Origin of the sequence: Ulvibacterium sp. (genome assembly GCF_965228935.1) — a bacterium.
Lineage (GTDB): Bacteria > Bacteroidota > Bacteroidia > Flavobacteriales > Flavobacteriaceae > Ulvibacterium.
On record NZ_OZ245846.1, the window covers coordinates 1,283,540 to 1,303,049 of the forward strand.

General features: G+C 40.0%; 14 protein-coding genes and 1 pseudogene. 8 read left to right on the forward strand and 7 right to left on the reverse strand.

From position 1 onward, the window contains the following. Positions 1-221: 221 nt before the first annotated feature. Together ACO06Y_RS05475 and ACO06Y_RS05480 are read right to left on the reverse strand one after the other, a co-directional pair. Complete coding sequence (locus ACO06Y_RS05475; protein WP_422082821.1) at positions 222-521, reverse strand: helix-turn-helix domain-containing protein; 300 nt, start codon at positions 519-521, stop codon at positions 222-224. A gap of 154 nt (positions 522-675) precedes the next feature. Continuing rightward, positions 676-2,154: a hypothetical protein gene (locus tag ACO06Y_RS05480; RefSeq protein ID WP_422082822.1), complete on the reverse strand. Its 1,479-nt coding sequence runs from the start codon at positions 2,152-2,154 to the stop codon at positions 676-678. A gap of 304 nt (positions 2,155-2,458) precedes the next feature. Here ACO06Y_RS05480 and ACO06Y_RS05485 point away from each other — a divergent pair, with 304 nt between their 5' ends. Continuing rightward, entirely contained in the window at positions 2,459-2,950 is a 492-nt protein-coding gene (locus ACO06Y_RS05485) for a hypothetical protein (protein ID WP_422082823.1), read from the forward strand. On the opposite strand, the gene ACO06Y_RS05490 is transcribed toward ACO06Y_RS05485, so the two are convergent. From ACO06Y_RS05490 to ACO06Y_RS05500, 3 genes and pseudogenes are all read right to left on the reverse strand, one after another. Next, positions 2,947-4,191 carry a tyrosine-type recombinase/integrase gene (locus ACO06Y_RS05490; protein WP_422082824.1) on the reverse strand — a complete coding sequence of 415 codons (1,245 nt, stop codon included), beginning with the start codon at positions 4,189-4,191 and terminating at the stop codon, positions 2,947-2,949. The genes ACO06Y_RS05485 and ACO06Y_RS05490 overlap by 4 nt on opposite strands. A gap of 584 nt (positions 4,192-4,775) precedes the next feature. Beyond that, positions 4,776-4,946: pseudogene (locus tag ACO06Y_RS05495) on the reverse strand (ImmA/IrrE family metallo-endopeptidase); the annotation flags it as partial. Between the two features lie 104 nt (positions 4,947-5,050). Continuing rightward, positions 5,051-5,659 carry a phosphatase PAP2 family protein gene (locus ACO06Y_RS05500; protein WP_422082825.1) on the reverse strand — a complete coding sequence of 203 codons (609 nt, stop codon included), beginning with the start codon at positions 5,657-5,659 and terminating at the stop codon, positions 5,051-5,053. 385 nt (positions 5,660-6,044) lie between these two features. On the opposite strand from ACO06Y_RS05500, the gene ACO06Y_RS05505 reads away from it, so the two are divergent. Continuing rightward, positions 6,045-6,197, forward strand: a complete 153-nt coding sequence (locus tag ACO06Y_RS05505) for a WYL domain-containing protein (protein WP_422084239.1) — start codon at positions 6,045-6,047, stop codon at positions 6,195-6,197. A gap of 47 nt (positions 6,198-6,244) precedes the next feature. On the opposite strand, the gene ACO06Y_RS05510 is transcribed toward ACO06Y_RS05505, so the two are convergent. Then, positions 6,245-9,040 (reverse strand): AAA domain-containing protein, encoded by a 2,796-nt coding sequence (locus ACO06Y_RS05510; RefSeq protein ID WP_422082826.1) that lies wholly within the window; start codon positions 9,038-9,040, stop codon positions 6,245-6,247. An 18-nt stretch (positions 9,041-9,058) separates the two neighbouring features. Continuing rightward, complete coding sequence (locus tag ACO06Y_RS05515) at positions 9,059-9,817, reverse strand: helix-turn-helix domain-containing protein (RefSeq protein ID WP_422084240.1); 759 nt, start codon at positions 9,815-9,817, stop codon at positions 9,059-9,061. A 231-nt stretch (positions 9,818-10,048) separates the two neighbouring features. Here ACO06Y_RS05515 and ACO06Y_RS05520 point away from each other — a divergent pair, with 231 nt between their 5' ends. The 6 genes from ACO06Y_RS05520 to ACO06Y_RS05545 all read left to right on the forward strand — a co-directional run bounded on the left by ACO06Y_RS05520 (position 10,049) and on the right by ACO06Y_RS05545 (position 19,357). Then, positions 10,049-10,444: a molecular chaperone Tir gene (locus tag ACO06Y_RS05520; protein WP_422082827.1), complete on the forward strand. Its 396-nt coding sequence runs from the start codon at positions 10,049-10,051 to the stop codon at positions 10,442-10,444. A 2-nt stretch (positions 10,445-10,446) separates the two neighbouring features. Then, on the forward strand, positions 10,447-11,163 hold the full coding sequence (locus ACO06Y_RS05525) for a PspA/IM30 family protein (protein ID WP_422082828.1): 717 nt from the start codon (positions 10,447-10,449) through the stop codon (positions 11,161-11,163). A 46-nt stretch (positions 11,164-11,209) separates the two neighbouring features. After that, entirely contained in the window at positions 11,210-11,920 is a 711-nt protein-coding gene (locus ACO06Y_RS05530) for a hypothetical protein (RefSeq protein WP_422082829.1), read from the forward strand. Positions 11,921-11,955: 35 nt separating this feature from the next. Then, complete coding sequence (locus tag ACO06Y_RS05535; protein WP_422082830.1) at positions 11,956-14,022, forward strand: flotillin family protein; 2,067 nt, start codon at positions 11,956-11,958, stop codon at positions 14,020-14,022. Between the two features lie 66 nt (positions 14,023-14,088). Further along, positions 14,089-14,412, forward strand: a complete 324-nt coding sequence (locus tag ACO06Y_RS05540; RefSeq protein ID WP_422082831.1) for a biotin/lipoyl-containing protein — start codon at positions 14,089-14,091, stop codon at positions 14,410-14,412. A 61-nt stretch (positions 14,413-14,473) separates the two neighbouring features. Continuing rightward, the gene (locus tag ACO06Y_RS05545; protein ID WP_422082832.1) at positions 14,474-19,357 is read left to right on the forward strand and encodes a DNA repair ATPase; all 4,884 of its coding nucleotides are present in this window, start codon (positions 14,474-14,476) and stop codon (positions 19,355-19,357) included. Positions 19,358-19,510: the final 153 nt, after the last annotated feature.

Here is a 19,510-nt window from a genome sequence, read left to right on the forward strand (position 1 = left end):
GTTTATAAGCGATTTGTTTAGTGGGGCGATACGAACATCATGAAATTAACTTTTTTAAATAGGATTCATAGTTCCTTAAACCAGCCGTTTTTAAGGGGCGGTTCCAAAAGAACCACTTTTCTCTTACGAAGGTGTCTAAATCCTGATTTTTTTGTTGTCTCGGCAATTTAACTTTTATGGGTAAATCTAATCTCCAATAAATTATTGGAGGAAGTGGGAAATCAATATCTGGACTTACGGACAAATGCATTTTTCCGAGCCAAATCTAGCAGTTCCTTTTTGGAGTAGAATATCGAGCGGCCAATCTGATAATAGGGAACGATTTTTTTCTTTTTCCAACTGATTAATGAGGTAACGGATATGCCCAAAAACTTTGCAGCCTCTTTTTGGGTCAAGCGATCTTCTTCGGGATTGAGGGAAGTTTCTTGAATATACTCCGTTTTACGAAGTTCTTCCAAGACCATTTTTACGGCTCTTTTTAAATCCTCTTTTGTGTGCGTGTAAAAAAGTACATTCCCCATTTGAATCGTATTTAAACCAGAGCGTATCGCTCGATAACTAAATTGGGGATAAATTCAAATAACCTCCCTGCACTTCCAGTATCAGTGCAATTTTATTGGTTGTATTGGGTGAATTGAGGAGGAAATTTTACAAGGATGAATAACATAAGTGCAATCAATCATCAATTTTAAGTATAGAACGGATGCGTCTCCTTATGTCTTTGTCGGGGAAAAGATGGTGTTCATCACTTGGTATGCGTATCAGGGAACTGTAACTAAAACCGTCTTTTCCATTCTTTTCATGAATATCCTCGTCCAAAGTACGAATGATTTGGGTCTTGTTGCTAAGAATGTATTTTTTATCCGCTAAGTACAAAAAAAGTTTTGCAAAATCTTTTGCGTGTTTTGATGGTATGAAGTTTAAAGGCTTGTACCCAAAATTGCTAACAGTGCGTTTTGCAAAATCAATTTTTTCGTCATATTCGAAGGAGAAGTTTCGATATAAAAAACTTTCGATTGCCCTACCTCGCTCTTCGTCAACCTGTATTTTAAGATGATTGAAAAATTCGGTCAATACTTTTTTTAATCTGAGTTGTGACCCCTTTTTTGAGATGACAATCTGGTTTTTTGGTGGTTCTTCTGTTTCTGCTTTGAGTGAGACTTTTAAATCCCTCGCTTTCAATTTTTTTAGCCAAGTTGAAAATTGAGATGAATGTACCAATGGTGGCGAAAATGACTTGATGGTAATGATTCCGATTTCTTTGTCTTTCACCGCAAAATTTCCTTTGTCCGTGTCAATCGTCAAATCTTGAAAATACTCCTCGCCCAAGAGAGCTTCCAATTCCTTGAGGGACATTAAAAGTTTTTTCTTGAGCAAGCCAAATAATCCTTTTTGTTTTAGGGCATTCCTTACGAGCTGCCTCCATTTTTCAAAATCGACCAATACAGGCCATAAAACAACCGACCTGTCCATTATGGCAAAAGGGAGGGCCTCTTTGCCCGCGCTGACAAAAAGTTTTTTGATATGATCTCCCTCTTTTCTGATTTCGTCCGATAGCGAATGCCCCAGCCATTTGGCCTCATCAAAAAAGAGTTGCTTTAAATAATTGAGGGCATAACCATAAAAAGGGATTGGTTCTTGGTCGGGGAAGCTATGTACAGGGAAACAAAGCCGTTCTTCCAAAGACATTAAATGCAATAACTTTTCGAAGTCAATTTCCGGTTGCCTGATGTCTTTTTTTGCCTTGAAATAGTACAAAAAACGATTTATTCGTTCCAATGAGGCCATTTCTTCAAGAATATAATTCATGGTTCCATAATTGCTATGAAAAAATGAACGGCAATCCTCATAGAACGTGTCGGGCAAGATGGATTTTTCCGGTGTATCTATACCAATAGGAACTGATTGCTCATTTGACGGCAGGTATTTTTTGGGGTTAAGTGTCGAAAAATCGAACAACACATCTAGATTACCCAGCAAGACATCGTCTTTTAAGTTATTGAGAACCCATTCCATGAGGTGATAGTATTGGTATGGGCTTAAGCTTTTGATTTTTCCTCGGGTAAATTGCTTGAATTCCTTGGTCTGAAAGTCGCTAAAGAAAAACAGCTTTATCGGGTCTAAAGATTCTTCTATGTTAAGGGCTTGAATCAAACTGGGATAAGTCTATTTTGAAATAAGACAATCATAAGGTAAACCTAAAGCCAATGTATTGAAAATCTTTTATTTGAAATGTAGGATTTAACGCCAAACGGTTTGGACAATTAGGTAATCGATTTGAATATGTCTCTAAATACTGTATGGATTAATGACAACACTATTTTGTATCGAGGAAACATTCTGTTGAAAAACTATTTGAAAAGATTGTGGTAATAGAAAATCATCATAAATAAGGTTTTTTAATTTCAGTCAATGATAATTGAAAGTATTTGATACTTAATAATCTTACGCTGGAAACATGGAGAAATATAAGCCATTAATAGACGAAATGACACGTATTACGGTAGAAGAGGGATACAGTTCAAAGGATGCTTTTTCTTTGGTGGTCAAGCAATATATTGATAACAAATGGGGAAATGTTTATCTGAATTCTTATGATTTGGAAGAAATATTTGCTAGAGGAGCCAGTGCTGCGTCGAATATAATTTATCGAAGAGAGAAAAAGGGTACTTTAAAAAGAGAGCCAAAAGTTTTAAAAGAAAACCCTTTAACGGGAAAACCGAAAACAAAAAGCGACAAAAAATTCAGCCCGCTCTTTTCCAATATTTACGGTACACATTGGAAATTAAGAGATAAAATGTCGTCCAAATGGAAAGAGCTCAGCTATAAGCATAACAATCAATCCAAGGCTATAAATGAAATGATAAAGTTTTATGGAATTAATATAGACGATCCTTCTGATAAGAAATTCGTTATGTTATTGGATGTTGTGAAAGAACACACAAATTAAACTTTAACTGCATTCCAAGCGTTGTCCATTTCCCTTTTCTTTAAATCCTCGGCAATTTTGACATAACGCCTAAATGTAGCCTCCTGCTTATGCCCTGTAATGTTGCGTACCACCATTTCTTTCATGCCTAATACCAAACTATTGGTGACAAAGGTTTTTCTTGCGGTATGGCTGGTAATCAATTTCCATTTTGGCTCCGTAATGTCAATGCGCTTTTGCCCGATCCAACGTGTAATTGAAGTGGGTGTGGTGATTTTGGCAAACCGACAACACTCCTTAATATGCTTATTGAATTTAACATCCGAAATGATGGGTAAAGGTTCGTAAATGGTGTCCTTGTATTTGTCCAATAACGCTTTCGCAAAATTATTTAAGGGTACTTTGTGTGCAACAGTCTTTGTCTTTTTGATGTTCAGCATAATATGGTCGTCAAAAACATTGGAAGCCCGAAGTTGGCTGATATCGGAGTAGCGCAATCCCGTAAAACAGCCAAAGCAATACACATCCCTAACTTGGGTCAACCTTGTATTGTGGAAGTTGTGATTATAAAGGGTCATCAATTCATCCATAGTAAGATAAATGACCTCGGTTTCCTGTCCAGCGGCCTTAAACTTTTTGAAAGCCAAGTTGGAGTGGTACCCTCGCTCATAAGACCAATTCATAAAGGTTTTTAGGATGGAAATCAGTTTTGCAAAGTAATTGTTGAGCGTATTTTTTTCTTCAAAGCAATAATCCCTGAACTTCTCGAAAAAGTCAAGGGTGATGGTATCGAACCGCAATTGGTAGCCTGTATCTTCTGAAAAGCCCTTGTAGAAATTCAAAACGGACTTGTATTTTTTGAGAGTACTTTTTGCCTTTACGTTTTTGCCCTTTTCTATAAACTCATCAAATGAGGGTAGAAATTCATGGGAAAGATCAATGGTTGATTGCCCATTATCCAGCCTTTCCGCAATATACTTCTTGGAAGGCGCAATGTCATTCAGCAGCATATACCGAAACAGCTTCTTGGCATCGCTCTCCATATCATCCAAAATCTTGTTGTACTCTAAGCTGTAATTATATGGCTCGGATTTTCTCGGTGTTTTGATACGTTGGTTTCTTTCATCCCAATGCGATTTCTTGCAATCGATGCCCGACACGACCTTAAAATACTTGAATCCATTGGCGGAAATCAGCATCCGAACGGGCATAGCCCCCGACTTTTTTACTTTATCCTGTCTTAAATGAAATGAAACTTGCATGGGTCTTTAATTTGATTTCAATGCGAAAAAAGGGGCAACAAATAGGGCAACTTTTTTAAGTTTAAAATTGTAATTTTTAATTTCAATAACCTTTGGGAGAGCCAATATAATCAATATTAGCGGGTTTAAAGGGGCTTTAAAAAGTAAAAGAGGAATGGTAGTCCAGGTGGGACCACATCAAGCGCAAAACCCGTGCTCCGCTAGGAGGCCGGGTTTTATTTTTTTGAATAGGAGAAGACACTTGGGTTTCTTGAGCATCAAAAAAATAAAACACAACGGCTATAGGCCATGGGTTTTGCATTTGCAGTAACGGGCCTTCTCTGGTCGCTTCCAACTTTGGAGGAAGCAACCCATATGATACCAAAAGTCTTAGCGAGAGCTAGGACTTTTTTTGTGGATGAAACCTTGGGCGAGAAGTTTATGCTGAGCTTAGTCGAAGCAAGCCCAACCTGCCCGTCCGAAATAAAATGAAGGCGGGGCAGGGCCACTTTTAAAATTCGTAACTTGCTAATTATTAGTTTGTTGTGAACTTTTTGATTTATAAAATGTACGATAATTGTACGGCCACAAAGCCTTTACAAAGTCTATAAACCATAATCATAAAGCCCCAGTGCCTTTAATCTGTAGTCCATTGCTTCTTTACTGACAATAAATTTTTTGCTTAATGAATACAATTTGGATTCGTATTCCAAATCTTCATCTAGCTGGACAAGTTCAGAGTGAATTAATTTCTTGGGCATTAAAAGACAAGTAGCAAATGTGTTTTCCTTATTCTATTGGCAATCAGGGCATCCTGATTTTTAACCCAAGGAAAAAATCAATGGCTAAGCGCGGGATTAAGATCCGTTTTCTGGGAGGATTAAAATCTAAAAGAAAGGTATGCTCCGGCCCCCGCCTGATCCACAGTTGGTGCGATTAGCAGCCTATCTGATTTCTTGAAAGGATTCCAGGAGAAAAGATAGTCGAAGTGGTAGACTAGCTTGGTCACTGCAATGCCCAGGGCAGAACCCAGGATTACATCGGAGAGCCAATGTTTATTCTTAGCCATACGTAGGTATGCCGTACTTATAGCAAAGGCATAACCGGAATAGGCTAAAATGGGTTCGGTATTTTTGAATTCCTCATGGAGCACGGTAGCACTTGCAAAAGCCAGAGAGGTATGCCCAGAGGGGAACGCTTCCTCATTGGCGCCATTAGGCCTTTCCTTATCGATAGTTATCTTTAGGCCAGTGGTAATTGCCTGGGTAAGCAGTAAGGACAGTCCTGCATTCTTTGTTTGGTCAAACCAATGGTTCTCAGCTTTTGCGCCCAAACCGTCAGAAATATACATGACGGCCAGGGGTGCAAACCTGGTGTAATCATCGATATTTGTTTTTAGGTTACGATTGACCTTAGGTTGCAATTCCTGCTCAAAATCACCGTTGGTCATCAGCAAGGCGGTAGCCGTCAGCCCAACCGGAATTGCCATTTTTTTAAAGGTAAGCGGCTGCCTTTCGGTACGCTGATCAAAGGAGGTGGAATCGAGAATTACATCATATTGGCCGAGGCAAAGGATTGGAGAGATAAGGAGTATGAAATAAATGCTAAATAAACATTTCTTTGAGAACATTCGTATCTTTTTCTAGGAAGATACCTCTATAACGCAATAAATCAGGAATAAATTTTACGTTGGGTTTATTTCCTTATTTCGTTGGGAACGTTGGGCGTGGCAAAAAAGAAAATGAAAGGACTGGGAAATCAAGCTGCAAAGTTCCAATTATTAGGGTAAGTATCAGAGTTTAATAAGCACTTGGAAGGGATTCAACAAGCTTTGCAAGAGCAAGTGAAAGGGAAATGAGCACACGGGCATTGAAATCACCTTTCTGGTAAAACCCAACTTTGAATTGGAACGTTTGCTCTTGGGTTTTGGAGAATCTATGGAAGTGTTAAAACCAGAAAAACTGAGAAATCGAATTGCCGAGAAACTAAGAAATGCGGCAGGGCTATATCAAACGCGCTTGAAGTAAAAATCAATTTAAACCATACTTCACCCAAAGCATCACACTTTTTGGTTTTATCGAAAGTTGAGGAATGATTTAAGACGTAGCAATACCGTTTCCTTTTCAAAATACCAGTCAGCAAATGAAATGGGGAAAACTTGAACATTGGCCCTTCGTAAGATACGGATGCGCTCTATACTCAGAGCATGTTCATAAGCTCCGGGATATCCAATAAGGTCTACCCCTAGGTATTGGTCATTTATTTTGAATAAGAGATCTAACGTTGTATCCGCTATTTTATAGTTTTCCCAGTAATTTTCGAAAACCGATTGAGGCAGACTTTGCTTTACCTCCTCTAAGAAAGTGTCATAACCCGTTGGTATGTAGTCCCCTTTCGCCTTTTGTTTATTGCCTTGTGCCAAGTACTTTCGAAAAAGATTTTCCGGTTTTAGATCTGGGTGGTCTACGGAAAAATATATGTGTTGTTGATGCCGTGCACGGGTGATGGATACGTTGAACACTTCGGGTTTGTTCAGATGGATATGGGCAGAATGATGTGTATTGCTATCCACGACCATAGATAGGTACATGACATCTCGTTCTTCACCCTGAAAACTATATGGGGTGCCAATTTTGATGTGGTGTCTCTCAATAATTTCGAGCGTAAATTGATCAAACAACATTTTGGAGATATATTCTACTTGACTTCTGAAAGGACTTAAAACCCCAATGGAAGTGGCCAACGAATCGGCTAGGTCGGATTCTTTCTTAATTCGATTTTTTACATCCTTCAACAGGTTCTGGGCTTCTACAAAGTTCTCGCCCTTGTCATTTCTTTCGCCCCCACACTTTATAAAATACAAGGCCTGCTCCCTATCATCTGGTTTTGTTGTCATGAGTTGGAGCCCGTTGTCATAAAATTCGCGATTACTAAAATCAATTATGGGGGGAAGACTCCGGTAATGTTCATCGAGCATAGCTACTTGATCTCCACTTTTAAGGCTGTTCATGGCGATATCCAATATGCTGTGGTCACGGTAATTTAAAAGGAAAGAATCGATATGGTCCAACTCAAACTTACTGGCCAATAGGTGTTGCACGTTTTTGGATAAAAAAGAAATATGTCGAAGTTGACTGGGGTCGCCGGCAAAAACGACTCTTTTTGCACGTTGTATTGCCGGAATGCAGGAAGCGATATCGCACTGGGTCGCTTCGTCAATAATTACCACATCGAACAATTCCTTTTGGAGCGGAATCTTATCTTTTACTTCGGACAAGTTGATCAACCAGACGGGGAAGGCCTTTAGAATATTGTCGAACTCAATTTTCTCAAAGAGCTTGGTTCTTTCTGTGTCGTTGTGTGTGTTGAGCGCGCGGTAAAATTCATTAAAATCTTTCCAGTGATACTCTATGGCCCCTAGAAGGTTGGAAACATAGTTCCATTTTAGAAAATCTTTTGTCAACCTTACGACTTCCTTGTCGTTTTTCCCCAATTCGGAAACAATTACATGTAATGGGCCCTTTATGGAGAAATTAGTGCTTAGTTTAAACCAAAGCGTCTTTAGCTCATGCCAAAACCTCTTCGCTTTTCGACTTAAAAAGGAACTTTTTTCTTTCTCCGTTACCAATACGGCCTTGAACTCTTCCTCAAGTTTTGAGCTACGTTTTTTCAGCTTGGATAATTTAAACTTGAGTTCCAAAGCATGATTTCGCAGTTCACTTTTGGTTCGAAAACTGTTGGTTTCCTGAAACTCTTTATTCAGAAAACGTAGTGGATACTTTCGGATTAACATGGATTTTAAGAAGCGCCTTACTTTGGTAATATGCTTTCTTTTTCCTCCGCCTCTTACAATACAATGTTCAAAACCTAATTGGTCATTGATCTTATCGGCGACCACATCTACGGCTTCATCGGTTCTAGAAGCAATCAAAACGGATTCTCCGCGACTCATATGCTCCAACGCAATGGCTGATATGGTGTAGGTTTTTCCTGTGCCGGGTGGCCCTACAATTAAGGTCACGGGATTATGGGTGGAAGATGACATCAATTTTTTTTGTGCCTCACTTAGAATAGTAGGGACATAACCTTTAAATGCTTTGTTGGATCCGGATAAAGTATTTTCGCTGTTGTCAAAAAGGTAGGACAATGAAGTAGAGAAATCTGCGGATTCTCCCAATTCCTTTAATTCGTTGAGGATCCCACGTGTTTGTTTGGATTTTTCGACAATTCCCAACACACTAAAAGGTACAATTTGATAGACATCCTTCGTGCCTTTCAATTTTTTTAGTCGATATCTTAATTTACTAAGAACGATGTTTTTTGGGTAGCCCAAAAGTTCGGTATGCTCTACATTGGGGAAGTGCTTTTCAAAAATTTTGGTTAGGCCGCTAATATGTTCAAAAAGCAAAGCGTCCCTTGGTAATGCTTCAAGCAGTTTGTCTTGAAAATTATCATTTTCATCATTGCTGCTTAAAAACTGTAGCAGGGGGTAATTGAGCCTTCTTGATTTTAAGTCAATTCGAGCAAAATAAAACTCCTCCTTCTTCTCAATATTTACATCATAGTATAATAAGGGAGCGCAAAGGGATTGTAGTTTTCCCCTGAAATCAACATAGGTGCCACAAATAAAAAGTGACCCATAAATCAATTCCTTTTCTTTTTCAAATAACGTAATATTTTTTAACAACAACTCTGCCTGCTCATTGGGCAAGGGAACTATTGGGTATTTGCCATTAATGAGTTCTTCTTGCTCAAAATAAATTTTATGGGCTACTTTGGACCCTAAAAAATTAAAGATACTAATAGACCTATTGTCAGATAGGTAGCATTGATGGAAATAGGTGATAATGTCGGCAAGCTTACCTGTCATTTATTTCTACTAAATCCGTTATCTCAATAATTCATGTAATTTTCCAACTTCTTCTTGGATAAGGGTCAATCTTCCCTCTATCATATCGGAAAAATCAGGAATTCGATTGCAGAACACGTATTTTATCTCCCAAAGTTCTCTCACAGCTGAAACAGGCATCTCGATGTCTTCAATGTTTTTATGGTCCGTTCTAAGGGTGATTTCCCCGGAAGAAAAGAAGAACCTCCGAAAGATTACCTTGTCAGCGGTAATCAAAACGCAGTAGGTGCCGTTCTCGAGCTTCTTATAGTCTTTGCGTGCCAATTTTTGACCTATAACGATATCCTTGGGATAAAATCCGCGATCCAAATGCGTCATTTCCAGGTTTTGTACCACGAAGGCACGAGATGATTCCGCGTTTGAAATAGGTAATTGAAGTTTGGGCAACCCTTTGATATAGGCCTCGTTTTCAAAAGAGGTGGGGTAATCCAAAATAAGCTCGTAGGTGACACAACCGATTTCTGGAAATAGATCTTTGGAAATCCTAGTTGAATCCGTGGTAAGGTCCGCTTTAAATTTGAGCAATTCGTTAACGGTGAGTTCACTGGTCAAGAGATCGTCGATGGAAATACTAAAATAATTAGCAATTCTTATGATTGTGTCGATTTTTGGCTCGCTACGCTGTTCTTCATAAGCCCCTAAAGTAGCTCTTTTCAAATCAAATATCTCTGAAAATGCCTGCTGGCTCATGTTTTGAACGCTCCGAATCTTTTTGATATTTTTTCCAAAGAAAGACATAAATGCTAATAATATTTGCAAATATGAAAACTATTTGCTATGTTTGTTAGGTAAATATAAAAAATTAAGCTGTCTCGAAGCTGTTTTTTGCTAAAAAACTGGAATTATATTGAGTTTAGCTATGCTTTTTAGCTATTTTATATGGACGGATTCATTAAAAGCAGAAATTTATAGCTTAAATTGAGTTCCAAATTATTATCATTATTGTAATCATTAATCAACCAATACACTATGGAAAAACATTTTCAAAAAGTCAAGGATTACCTGCAACAGCTTGATTTTGACATTGCGACCGAAAACATTGGGGAAGGCATAATTGTCATCAACAAGGAACAGGAGGGGATAAAAAACTTGATACTCGGGGTTTTTACCCCCATACTCATTATCGAACAGCACATATTCGATATCGCCGTTGGGGATATCAAGGTGTACAAAGAACTGCTTAAAAAGAACAGGGACATTGTACATGGGGCGTTCGTCCTTGATGGGTCCGGAGAAAAAGTAATTTTCAGGGACACCTTAAGGTTGCAGCACCTGGACTTGGACGAACTGGAAGGATCACTAAACTCATTAAGCTTGCTATTGAGCGAGTATGCAGATCAAATTATAAACTATTCAAAACAATAATCATGGTAAATTTTTTTAAAAGACTGTTTAAAATAGGGGAGGCCGAAGCAAATGCCGTTATCGACAAGATGGAAGACCCTATTAAATTAACGGAGCAAGGTATACGGGATATGAAAGGCGATTTGGAGAAAAGCTTGGAATCTTTGGCACAGGTAAAGGCATTGGCCATACGTGCCAAGAACGATACTGAAGAGTTTTTGGCGAAAGCTGAGGATTATCAGCAAAAAGCAATGCTCATTCTTCAAAAAGGCCACAAAAATGAGATTGATGGTGCCGAGGCCGATCGTTTGGCCAAAGAAGCCCTTATCAAAAAGGAAGCAGCCAACCAACAAGCTGCCCGTAGTAAAAGCGATTCGGAAAAGTTTGATGGTTCGGTGGCCAAACTAGAGAAAAACGTACAGGAGATAAAACAGAACATCTCTCGTTGGGAGAACGAGTTGAAAACGCTAAAGGCAAGGGTCAAGGTCTCTAAGGCCACCAAGAACCTGAACAAGCAAATGGCGGAAATAGACAGCTCCAGTACCGTTTCAATGTTGGAGCGTATGAAGGAAAAAGTACAACAAGAAGAAGCCCTTGCCGAAGCCTATGGCGATATCGCAAACGCTTCCAAATCAATCGATGAAGAAATCGAAAAAGCCGCTGATGTCTCGAACTCCAACGCCGATGCCGATTTGGCCAAGCTGAAAGAGCAACTGGGCATGAACGACAAGGAATCGTAAATCACGACCACGACGTATACTATTACACCTTAAACACCAACCAACTTTGGAAAACTACTTTGATATCATCTTTTCGCAGGTAAACATTACCTTAAGTGTATTGTTGATTATACTCATAATCTACTGGTTAATAACCATGATTAGCGGTATAGACTTCGACTTGGATGTGGATGTGGACGTCGATATAGATGCAGATGTTGATGTAGACATGGACACCGGTATTGAAGGAGGAAGCATGGACTTTTCTGATGTTGCCAATGCCGAGGTTGACCGTGAACATGTAGTAAATAAAGGTACTCGTAAACTTAAATGGTGGCAGATCATATTGATTTATTTCAATTTTGTAGGTCTGCCGTTCATGTTCACGTTTACGTTCTGGATTTTTAATTGGTGGCTTATAAGTGTACTAACGACAATGCTTACAGTCAGCTATGATAATAGTTTCGGCTTTGTTATAGTGTTGTTGGCCATTGTTCCGTCATTAATACTTACCAAAATCTTAACGGCACCATTTAAATCCTTCTTTAAAAACCTTAATAAAGATGGGGATAAAGCGGTGGACTTTTTAGGAAGACAGGCAATACTTCTGTCCAATATTTCAGGAGAAAAACTGGGTAATGCCGAGGTGAATGTGGACGGAAACATTATGAATGTCTATGTGAAATCACTTGACGGATCGGAATTACGCTTTCGTGAAAGTGTACTCATCATCAAACAATCTGATGACAAAAATTTCTTTTTTGTAAGTAAATCATAAGTCAATTTAAACAACTAAAAAAATAAGTAACAACTATGGAAGGAATCTTGCCTATCATCGTAACGGGAGTAGGGATACTGCTGTTTCTTATAATCGTATACTTTGCGATTATAGCCCTATTCTATAAAAAAGTACATCAAGGAGAAGCGCTGGTGCGTACCGGTTTTGGCGGCACCAAGGTCGCTACGGACAAAGGACTTTATGTAGTGCCTGTTTTTCACCGTGTTGAAGTTATGGATATCTCTGTAAAGAAAATCCAGATTGAGCGTATGGGTGTAGAAGGGCTAATCTGTAAAGATAATATGCGTGCAGATATTAAGGTAGCATTCTTTGTGCGTGTGAATAACGAGGTAGAGTTCATTAAAAAAGTGGCACAAACCATTGGTGTCGCACGTGCCTCTAGAAAAGAAACATTGGAAGACCTTTTTGAGGCAAAATTCTCGGAAGCATTAAAAACCGTAGGTAAAAAGTTTGAATTCACAGCGCTGTATGAAGCACGACGTGAATTCCGTGATGAGATTGTAGATATCATCGGCACGGATTTAAATGGATACACACTCGAAGACTGTGCTATTGATTACCTGGAACAAACAGCTGTATCCCATTTAAAACCGGACAACATCCTAGATGCTGAAGGTATTAAGAAGATTACCGACCTTACAGCCGCTCAAAACATCAAGGCAAACCTTATCAAAAGGGATGAGGAAAAAGTAATCCGAAAGCAAGATGTGGAAGCTAGGGAGGCTATTTTGGAATTAGATCGCCAGTTGGCTGAAAAGGAAGAGCAACAAAAGCGTGAGATAGCCAACATAAAGTCAAGGGAAGAGGCTGAAATTATCAAGGTTTCGGAAGAGGAAAAACTAAAGTCCGAGAGCGCGAGAATTGCTACGGAAGAAAAAATCCAAGTGGCTGAAGAGAACAAACAACGTCAAGTAGTGGTGGCCCAAAAAAACAAAGAACGTACCACGGCTGTTGAAACGGAACGTGTTGAAAAAGACCGAGCACTGGAAGCTACGGAGAGAGAACGAGTGGTAACCTTGGCACAGATTGAAAAAGACAAGGTGGTTGAAGTTGAGAAAAAGAACATCCAAGACGTGATTCGCGATCGTGTTATGTTGGAGAAAGGAGTTGTTGAAGAGCAAGAAAACATGAAAGATATTCAAGCCTTCAAGGGAGCTGACCGTGAAAAGCAAGTGAAAGTTACCTTGGCCGAAGCTGCTGCCCAAGAAGATTTGATCAAAACTTTGAAAGCCGCTGAAGCTCAAAAAGAGGCGGCAAAACAACAGGCCGAAGAGATTAACATAGAGGCCCAGGCCAAGAAAGAGGCCAGCGAAAAAGAAGCTGAAGCCCGAAAAACATTGGCAGAGGCCAGAGCTAAAGAGGAAGCGACTATTGGTTTATCAGAAGCTGAAGTAATGCACGCCAAAGCGGATGCCTCTGAAAGACAGGGTACGGTTGAAGCCTTGATTATCGAGAAGAAAGCCAAGGCAGAAGCAACGGGTATAGAAGCCAAAGCCGAAGCTATTAAAAAAGAAGGGTTGGCCGAAGCTGAAGTTATAAAAGAGAAGGCCATTGCAGATGCAGCCGGTATCGAGGAGAAAGCCAATGCCATGAAGAAACTTGATGGTGTGGGCAAAGAGCACGAAGAGTTTAAACTAAGACTTGAAAAAGAACTACAAGTAGACCTCGCCCATATCAATATTCAAAAAGAGATTGCCGATGCCCAAGCAAGTGTACTATCAGAAGGATTGAAAGCAGCAAATATCGATATCGTCGGTGGAGAATCCATGTTCTTTGACCAAATCGTAGGACAGATTACCCGCGCCAAAGGATTTGATCGTTTGGTACAGCATTCCGAACAAGTTCAAGACATCAAAGATGCCATCTTGGGCAGTGAAGATGTTGCCGGTAATTTACTTGACCGTATCAAAGAATTTGCCGTGCAGTATGATATTTCAAGCGAAGACTTGAAGAACTTATCCGTGGCCGGTTTGTTACTGCAACTTAAGAGCAAGACCACCAGCAACGAAGAGGGCAATATGTTCGACAACTTATTGAATCTTGCCAAAAGCTTGGGATTGGGCAATAAAAAACTGAAGTAATAAGGAAATAGGCTCCAACTCACATTTTGGTTGTGAGCCTAAATTCCTCTATTGAACTATCATACAATGTTCAAAAGATTTTCACAATGGTTTTTCGGTATTGATGACGCTCAAAAAGAGAGAAATCCCATCAAAGAAATTCACCTAGAAAAAGGAAGAATTGAAATAATCGTCATGCCAGACCTTGGATATGGCAAGGAATATAAAATTACCAAGTGGCATGTGCAACCTGGGCAATTGATCAAAACCGGTGATGTGGTCTGTGATTTAGAGAACAGAACGATTTTGATGGAGTTTGAAAGCATCTACGGCGGTCGTGTATTACCGATTGTACAGTTAGACCAAAAACTTAAAGTGGGTGATGCAATCTTTAAAATCGAAGGGGTTTAAGATAAAAGCAGGAAGAAAAACAGGCCGTTGGAGGCGCACATCAATTAATCAAATAAAATCAATGCAGGAAGAAAAACAAGATACTCCCAGCACTACCATACTTGATGATGGCACCTATGAAATCATCCAAGGACGATTAAAGGAACAGAAAAACGACTTACAGGTACGACTCAATCGACTGAACGACGGCCGGAAAGAGGTCTTTGGAAGCGTGGTTACCAAATTGATCGCGAACAAAAGAATCAATACCGAGAATAATTGTATCGCAAGGGATATCATTACCATTGGAGAATACAGCATTTTGGGTTACAATGTGCATTTCGGGCTTCGTACCAATATCAAACTCGAAGATGTTTTTGGTATCTATAAGTATCAGGAAGGGAATTTCATCCCTCGGCCACTCGATTTGATCAGCGATGAAGTATTTATAAATGATTTTGTAAACCTCTATAAGTATTACCGCAATACCATTTTTGCCAAGTTCGCCATGGTCGGGAACTATCTGCATATGGTCTTTCAATTGAGTGATAGCATCTCGGATATCAAAACCTTTAAATGGTTGGTCAATGACGGTACCTTGAAGTACCAGAATAATCGCAGTGAACATGAATTTAAAATACCGCCGCAGCATGAATTCAATTGGACAGAAACCAATCGGGATATGCAGCGGTATGGTGAACATCCTCATGTTTCTATTCTGGAAAAGGTGTTTGTTGAGACCATAGGGGGAGACCTTACCATTAAAATTGAAGACAATACGGACGAAGGGCTTGGTATTTTTAAGGAAGATGTTCTTCATAAAGACCAGACCTTGGATGACGGGAAGTTCAGATATGCCGAAATCGGCAACCTGATTGCCATTGAAATTAAGCCTTTTCAGGAAGAATCGCGATATTTTGTATACAACCACAAGATACAGGAAGTAAAGAAAATACCTAGTATTAAAGACGCTTGCTTGCAACTTCCCAATGACCAAGGGGTCATTTACCCTAACGGTTATTATCTTCAATCTGGCACCTTTAAATTGTTTGACAATGATTTAGGAAAGGTGCAGTTTCAGGAAAAAATCAGTTCCCCTAATGGAGAAGATTTCCTTTATGTGTTTTATGAAAGCAAAGAAGGATTGTACGTGTTGATGTCCTATAATGTTATCGAGCAAGAGGTAAAGACTCCGATTATCTGTAACGGATTCACACTTTTAAAAGATGGGGAACTTTGTTATTTCAAAACGGACAACGAACAGACCAAGCATCATGTTGTCCAAATATGGCAGACCACTTTTATGAAAAGTACTGGCATTCCATCGGAACATACCGACACCTTACTCTATAAAATTGGCAATAAGGATATTGTTGAGGCTATGGCGGAGTGTCAGTCACTCATAACATTATTAAATAAGGAGGATAGTTATGGAGGCTTATATGATGATTTGGTCAAGTTTTCAACTGATATTCTCGACAGTTACTATTGGATCCACGAAGAAGAAGCCCATCAGCTCAACCTGCCCCTTACCGCTATCAATGAAACGGCCAATGCGGCGATCGATGAATTTGAAAAGGTCGTTCAACTGAGGAAAACGGCGGCAACCACCACAAAGGCGACCCAGGAAACGGCGGAAGAGATTTCCGGAAAAATAAAGAGCAGTTCCTTTAAATCTATCGATGATTTTGTCCGGATTTTATCAAAGCTACGTTCATTTCGAGGAGAGGTCATCGGATTGAAAGAAGTACGGTATGTGGACCTTTCCTTTATCGATGCGCTTGAACAAGAGATTGCCGAACAAACCGAAAAAGTCTCCCAACGTTGCGTTCTTTTTTTGATAGACGATAAAGCGCTAGCACCCTATCAAGAACGTGTTGCCGAAAAGCAAGGCCTGCTTGATAAAGTGGCAAAAGTGGTTGAAACAAAGCAACTTCAGGATGAAGTCGGCCAGATCGCGGTAGACCTTGAAATGTTGATTGAGATCGTTTCGAATCTAAAGATTGAGGATACTTCGCAGACCACGAAAATCATTGATAACATCTCTTTGATCTTCGCTTCGATCAACCAGTTGAAAGCAGCTATTAAAAATAAGATCAATTCACTTTCGGTGGAGGAATCAGGGGCCGAATTCGTAGCCCAACTGAAGCTGGTCGATCAAAGTGTGATCAACTACCTCGATGTTTCGAATACCCCTGAAAAGACCGATGAGTTGTTGAACAAAGTGGCCCTGCAATTAGAAGACTTGGAAGGCAGGTTTGCCGATTTCGAGGATTTTATTTCCCAAATTATTGAAAAGAGAGAGGAAGTATATAATGCTTTTGAAAATAGAAAGACGGCGTTGATTGAGGCTAGAAACAAACGAACCGTAGCTTTGGAAAACTCGGCGAACAGAATTTTAAAGGGCGTACTCAAGAAATCACTCACTTTTGATAACCTAAACGACATCAACGGTTACTTTGCCGGTGATTTAATGGTCAGTAAGATTCGCGATATCGTTCAGCAGCTCTTGGAGCTGGAAGATTCAGGAAAGGCCGAGGCCATTGAAACCGCGGTTAAAGTAGCCAAGGAAGACGCCATAAGAAAACTAAAGGACAAGCAAGACCTATATGAAGATGGTGAGAACATCATCAAATTGGGCAAACATAAATTCGGGGTCAATAAGCAGGCCCTGGATCTTACCATCGTATACAAAGATGAAGGGCTGTATTATCATTTGACAGGCACGGACTTTTATCAAGAAATCGAAAACGATATCCTTACCCGATCACAAGCGTATTGGAATCAAGAACTAGTTTCCGAAAATGAAACGGTGTATCGGGCCGCTTACTTGGCGTATAAGATTTTCAAAAGGGAAGACAAAACCTATTTGCATGACTTGTCGAATGCTGCTCTCAAGAAACTAGTGACCGAGGAAACGAGCAAGAATTATGCGGAAGGCTATGTAAAGGGAGTTCATGACGAAGACGCCCAAAAAATATTACAAAAACTCGTATCAAAACACCATGATCTAGGGGTTTTGACCTATCCGCCTAAGATTCGTGCATTTGCCCAATACTTTTGGCAGACCTTGAAGAGTGCTGAAATCGGCCACTGGAACGGAAGACTTAAAAACGCCGGACAGGTAGTAAAGACATTTCCGAATAGCACCGCCCACAAAAAAGTTGTCGCCCAATTAGCTGAGGCGATCTCTGACTTCGCCGAAGAGAACCAGGTGTTCGATACATCCTGTAGCCATGACATTGCCCAATATCTTTTTGAGGAAATCAAAGACCATAATGATTTTGTGATCAGTCATACCGCCCAAGAACTGTATGGGCAATTTGCCAAGAAATTGAAGGGCAAAAAGTTGTACTCGAAAGTAAAGGAAAAGGTGGCAATCGACCCGCATACCGAAATGGATGACCATCAGGAGCGAATTGCATTGGCCTGGCAATGGGTCAAAGCCTATCTTGGCGATGGTTCAGAACAACAACAGCAGTATTTACACGAAGTTTGTTGTTTATTCCTATTCCCAAATGGCACAAGGACCATTGCTACTACCCCTGAAGAGGATATTACCCAAATGAAAGGGAGTCATGCGAGCTTGATCGAGGGGGTTTTTGCTTTTAAATACCACAAGTTCGTTGCCACCCTTGAGCATTTCAATTCCTATGAAGTTAAGGCGTTCAATGCGTTTACCAAGGCAAAACATGAATTGACAGAGCAGGTGAAGTCCGATTTAAAACTCGATGGGTTCAAGCCTAGGGTATTGTCGTCCTTTGTAAGGAATAAATTGATCGATCAAGTCTATTTTCCATTGATCGGGGATAATCTGGCAAAGCAATTGGGAAGCGCCGGCGAGAACAAACGCACCGATAGAATGGGGATGCTACTTCTCATTTCCCCCCCGGGATACGGTAAGACTACCCTTATGGAGTACATGGCAAACCGCTTGGGGTTGATCTTTATGAAGATTAACGGTCCTGCTATTGGGCATGAAGTTACTTCGGTCGACCCCAATACCGCGACGAATTCGGCAGCAAAGGAAGAGTTGAAGAAGCTCAATTTGGCCTTTGAGATGGGTAATAATGTTATGTTGTATCTGGATGACATCCAGCATTGCAATACGGAGTTCTTGCAGAAATTCATTTCTTTGGCCGACGGAACAAGAAAGATCGAGGGTATTTATAACGGGGTAGCTAAAACCTACGATTTACGAGCCAAGAAGTTTTGTGTGATCATGGCCGGAAACCCTTATACCGAAAGCGGGGATAAGTTTCAAATCCCTGATATGTTGGCCAACCGGGCCGATATCTACAACTTAGGCGATATTATCGGCGACACCGCAGATTTGTTCGAACTTAGCTTGATTGAAAACGCGTTGACATCCAACCCTATCTTACAGCAGCTAAGCAGTAAGTCGTTTGAGGATGTCTACCAATTGATTCATATGGTTGTTAGTAAAACCGAAGACACCTCTTTGCTCAAAGGGAATCATACCCGTCAAGAGATTCAAGACTATTTGGCTGTTTTGGATAAAGTAGTACGCGTAAGAAATACGGTATTACAGGTGAATGGAACTTATATCAAATCAGCAGCCATGGAAGATGCCTATCGAACAGAACCTTCTTTTAAACTACAAGGTTCGTACCGTGACATGAACAAGTTGGTGGCGAAAATTGTTCCTATCATGAATGGTGACGAATTGGAAACCTTGTTGCTGTCCCATTATGAAAACGAGTCCCAAACGCTGACCAGTGCGGCCGAGGCCAACCTGCTGAAGTATAAAGAGCTCACACAGTCGTTGTCTAAAGAAGAACAGGCACGATGGAAATCCATTAAGGAAACTTTTGTGGAAAAAAACAAAATGAAAGGACTGGGAAATCAAGCTGCAATGTTCCAATTATTGGGGCAGGTATCGGAGTTTAATAAGCACTTGGAAGGGATTCAACAAGCTTTGCAAGAGCAAGTGAAAGGGAAATGAGCACGCGGGTATTAAGTTACCTTTTTGGGAAAATCCAACTTTAGTCTGATGATGCTTTCTTCTGTACTTATCTGACAAATCTAATTTAAAGTTTAAACCAATTTATTAAGGTTGTCGGATTAAGTCTTAACCATCAAATATTAAAATACCACA

Excerpts from the sequence above, each read along its gene's own strand:
- ACO06Y_RS05475 (WP_422082821.1), bottom strand. The coding sequence starts at position 521 with ATGGGGAATGTACTTTTTTACACGCACACAAAAGAGGATTTAAAAAGA.
- ACO06Y_RS05485 (WP_422082823.1), top strand. The coding sequence starts at position 2,459 with ATGGAGAAATATAAGCCATTAATAGACGAAATGACACGTATTACGGTA.
- ACO06Y_RS05490 (WP_422082824.1), bottom strand. The coding sequence starts at position 4,191 with ATGCAAGTTTCATTTCATTTAAGACAGGATAAAGTAAAAAAGTCGGGG.
- ACO06Y_RS05500 (WP_422082825.1), bottom strand. The coding sequence starts at position 5,659 with ATGGCAATTCCGGTTGGGCTGACGGCTACCGCCTTGCTGATGACCAAC.
- ACO06Y_RS05510 (WP_422082826.1), bottom strand. The coding sequence starts at position 9,040 with ATGACAGGTAAGCTTGCCGACATTATCACCTATTTCCATCAATGCTAC.
- ACO06Y_RS05515 (WP_422084240.1), bottom strand. The coding sequence starts at position 9,817 with ATGTCTTTCTTTGGAAAAAATATCAAAAAGATTCGGAGCGTTCAAAAC.
- ACO06Y_RS05520 (WP_422082827.1), top strand. The coding sequence starts at position 10,049 with ATGGAAAAACATTTTCAAAAAGTCAAGGATTACCTGCAACAGCTTGAT.
- ACO06Y_RS05525 (WP_422082828.1), top strand. The coding sequence starts at position 10,447 with ATGGTAAATTTTTTTAAAAGACTGTTTAAAATAGGGGAGGCCGAAGCA.
- ACO06Y_RS05535 (WP_422082830.1), top strand. The coding sequence starts at position 11,956 with ATGGAAGGAATCTTGCCTATCATCGTAACGGGAGTAGGGATACTGCTG.
- ACO06Y_RS05540 (WP_422082831.1), top strand. The coding sequence starts at position 14,089 with ATGTTCAAAAGATTTTCACAATGGTTTTTCGGTATTGATGACGCTCAA.
- ACO06Y_RS05545 (WP_422082832.1), top strand. The coding sequence starts at position 14,474 with ATGCAGGAAGAAAAACAAGATACTCCCAGCACTACCATACTTGATGAT.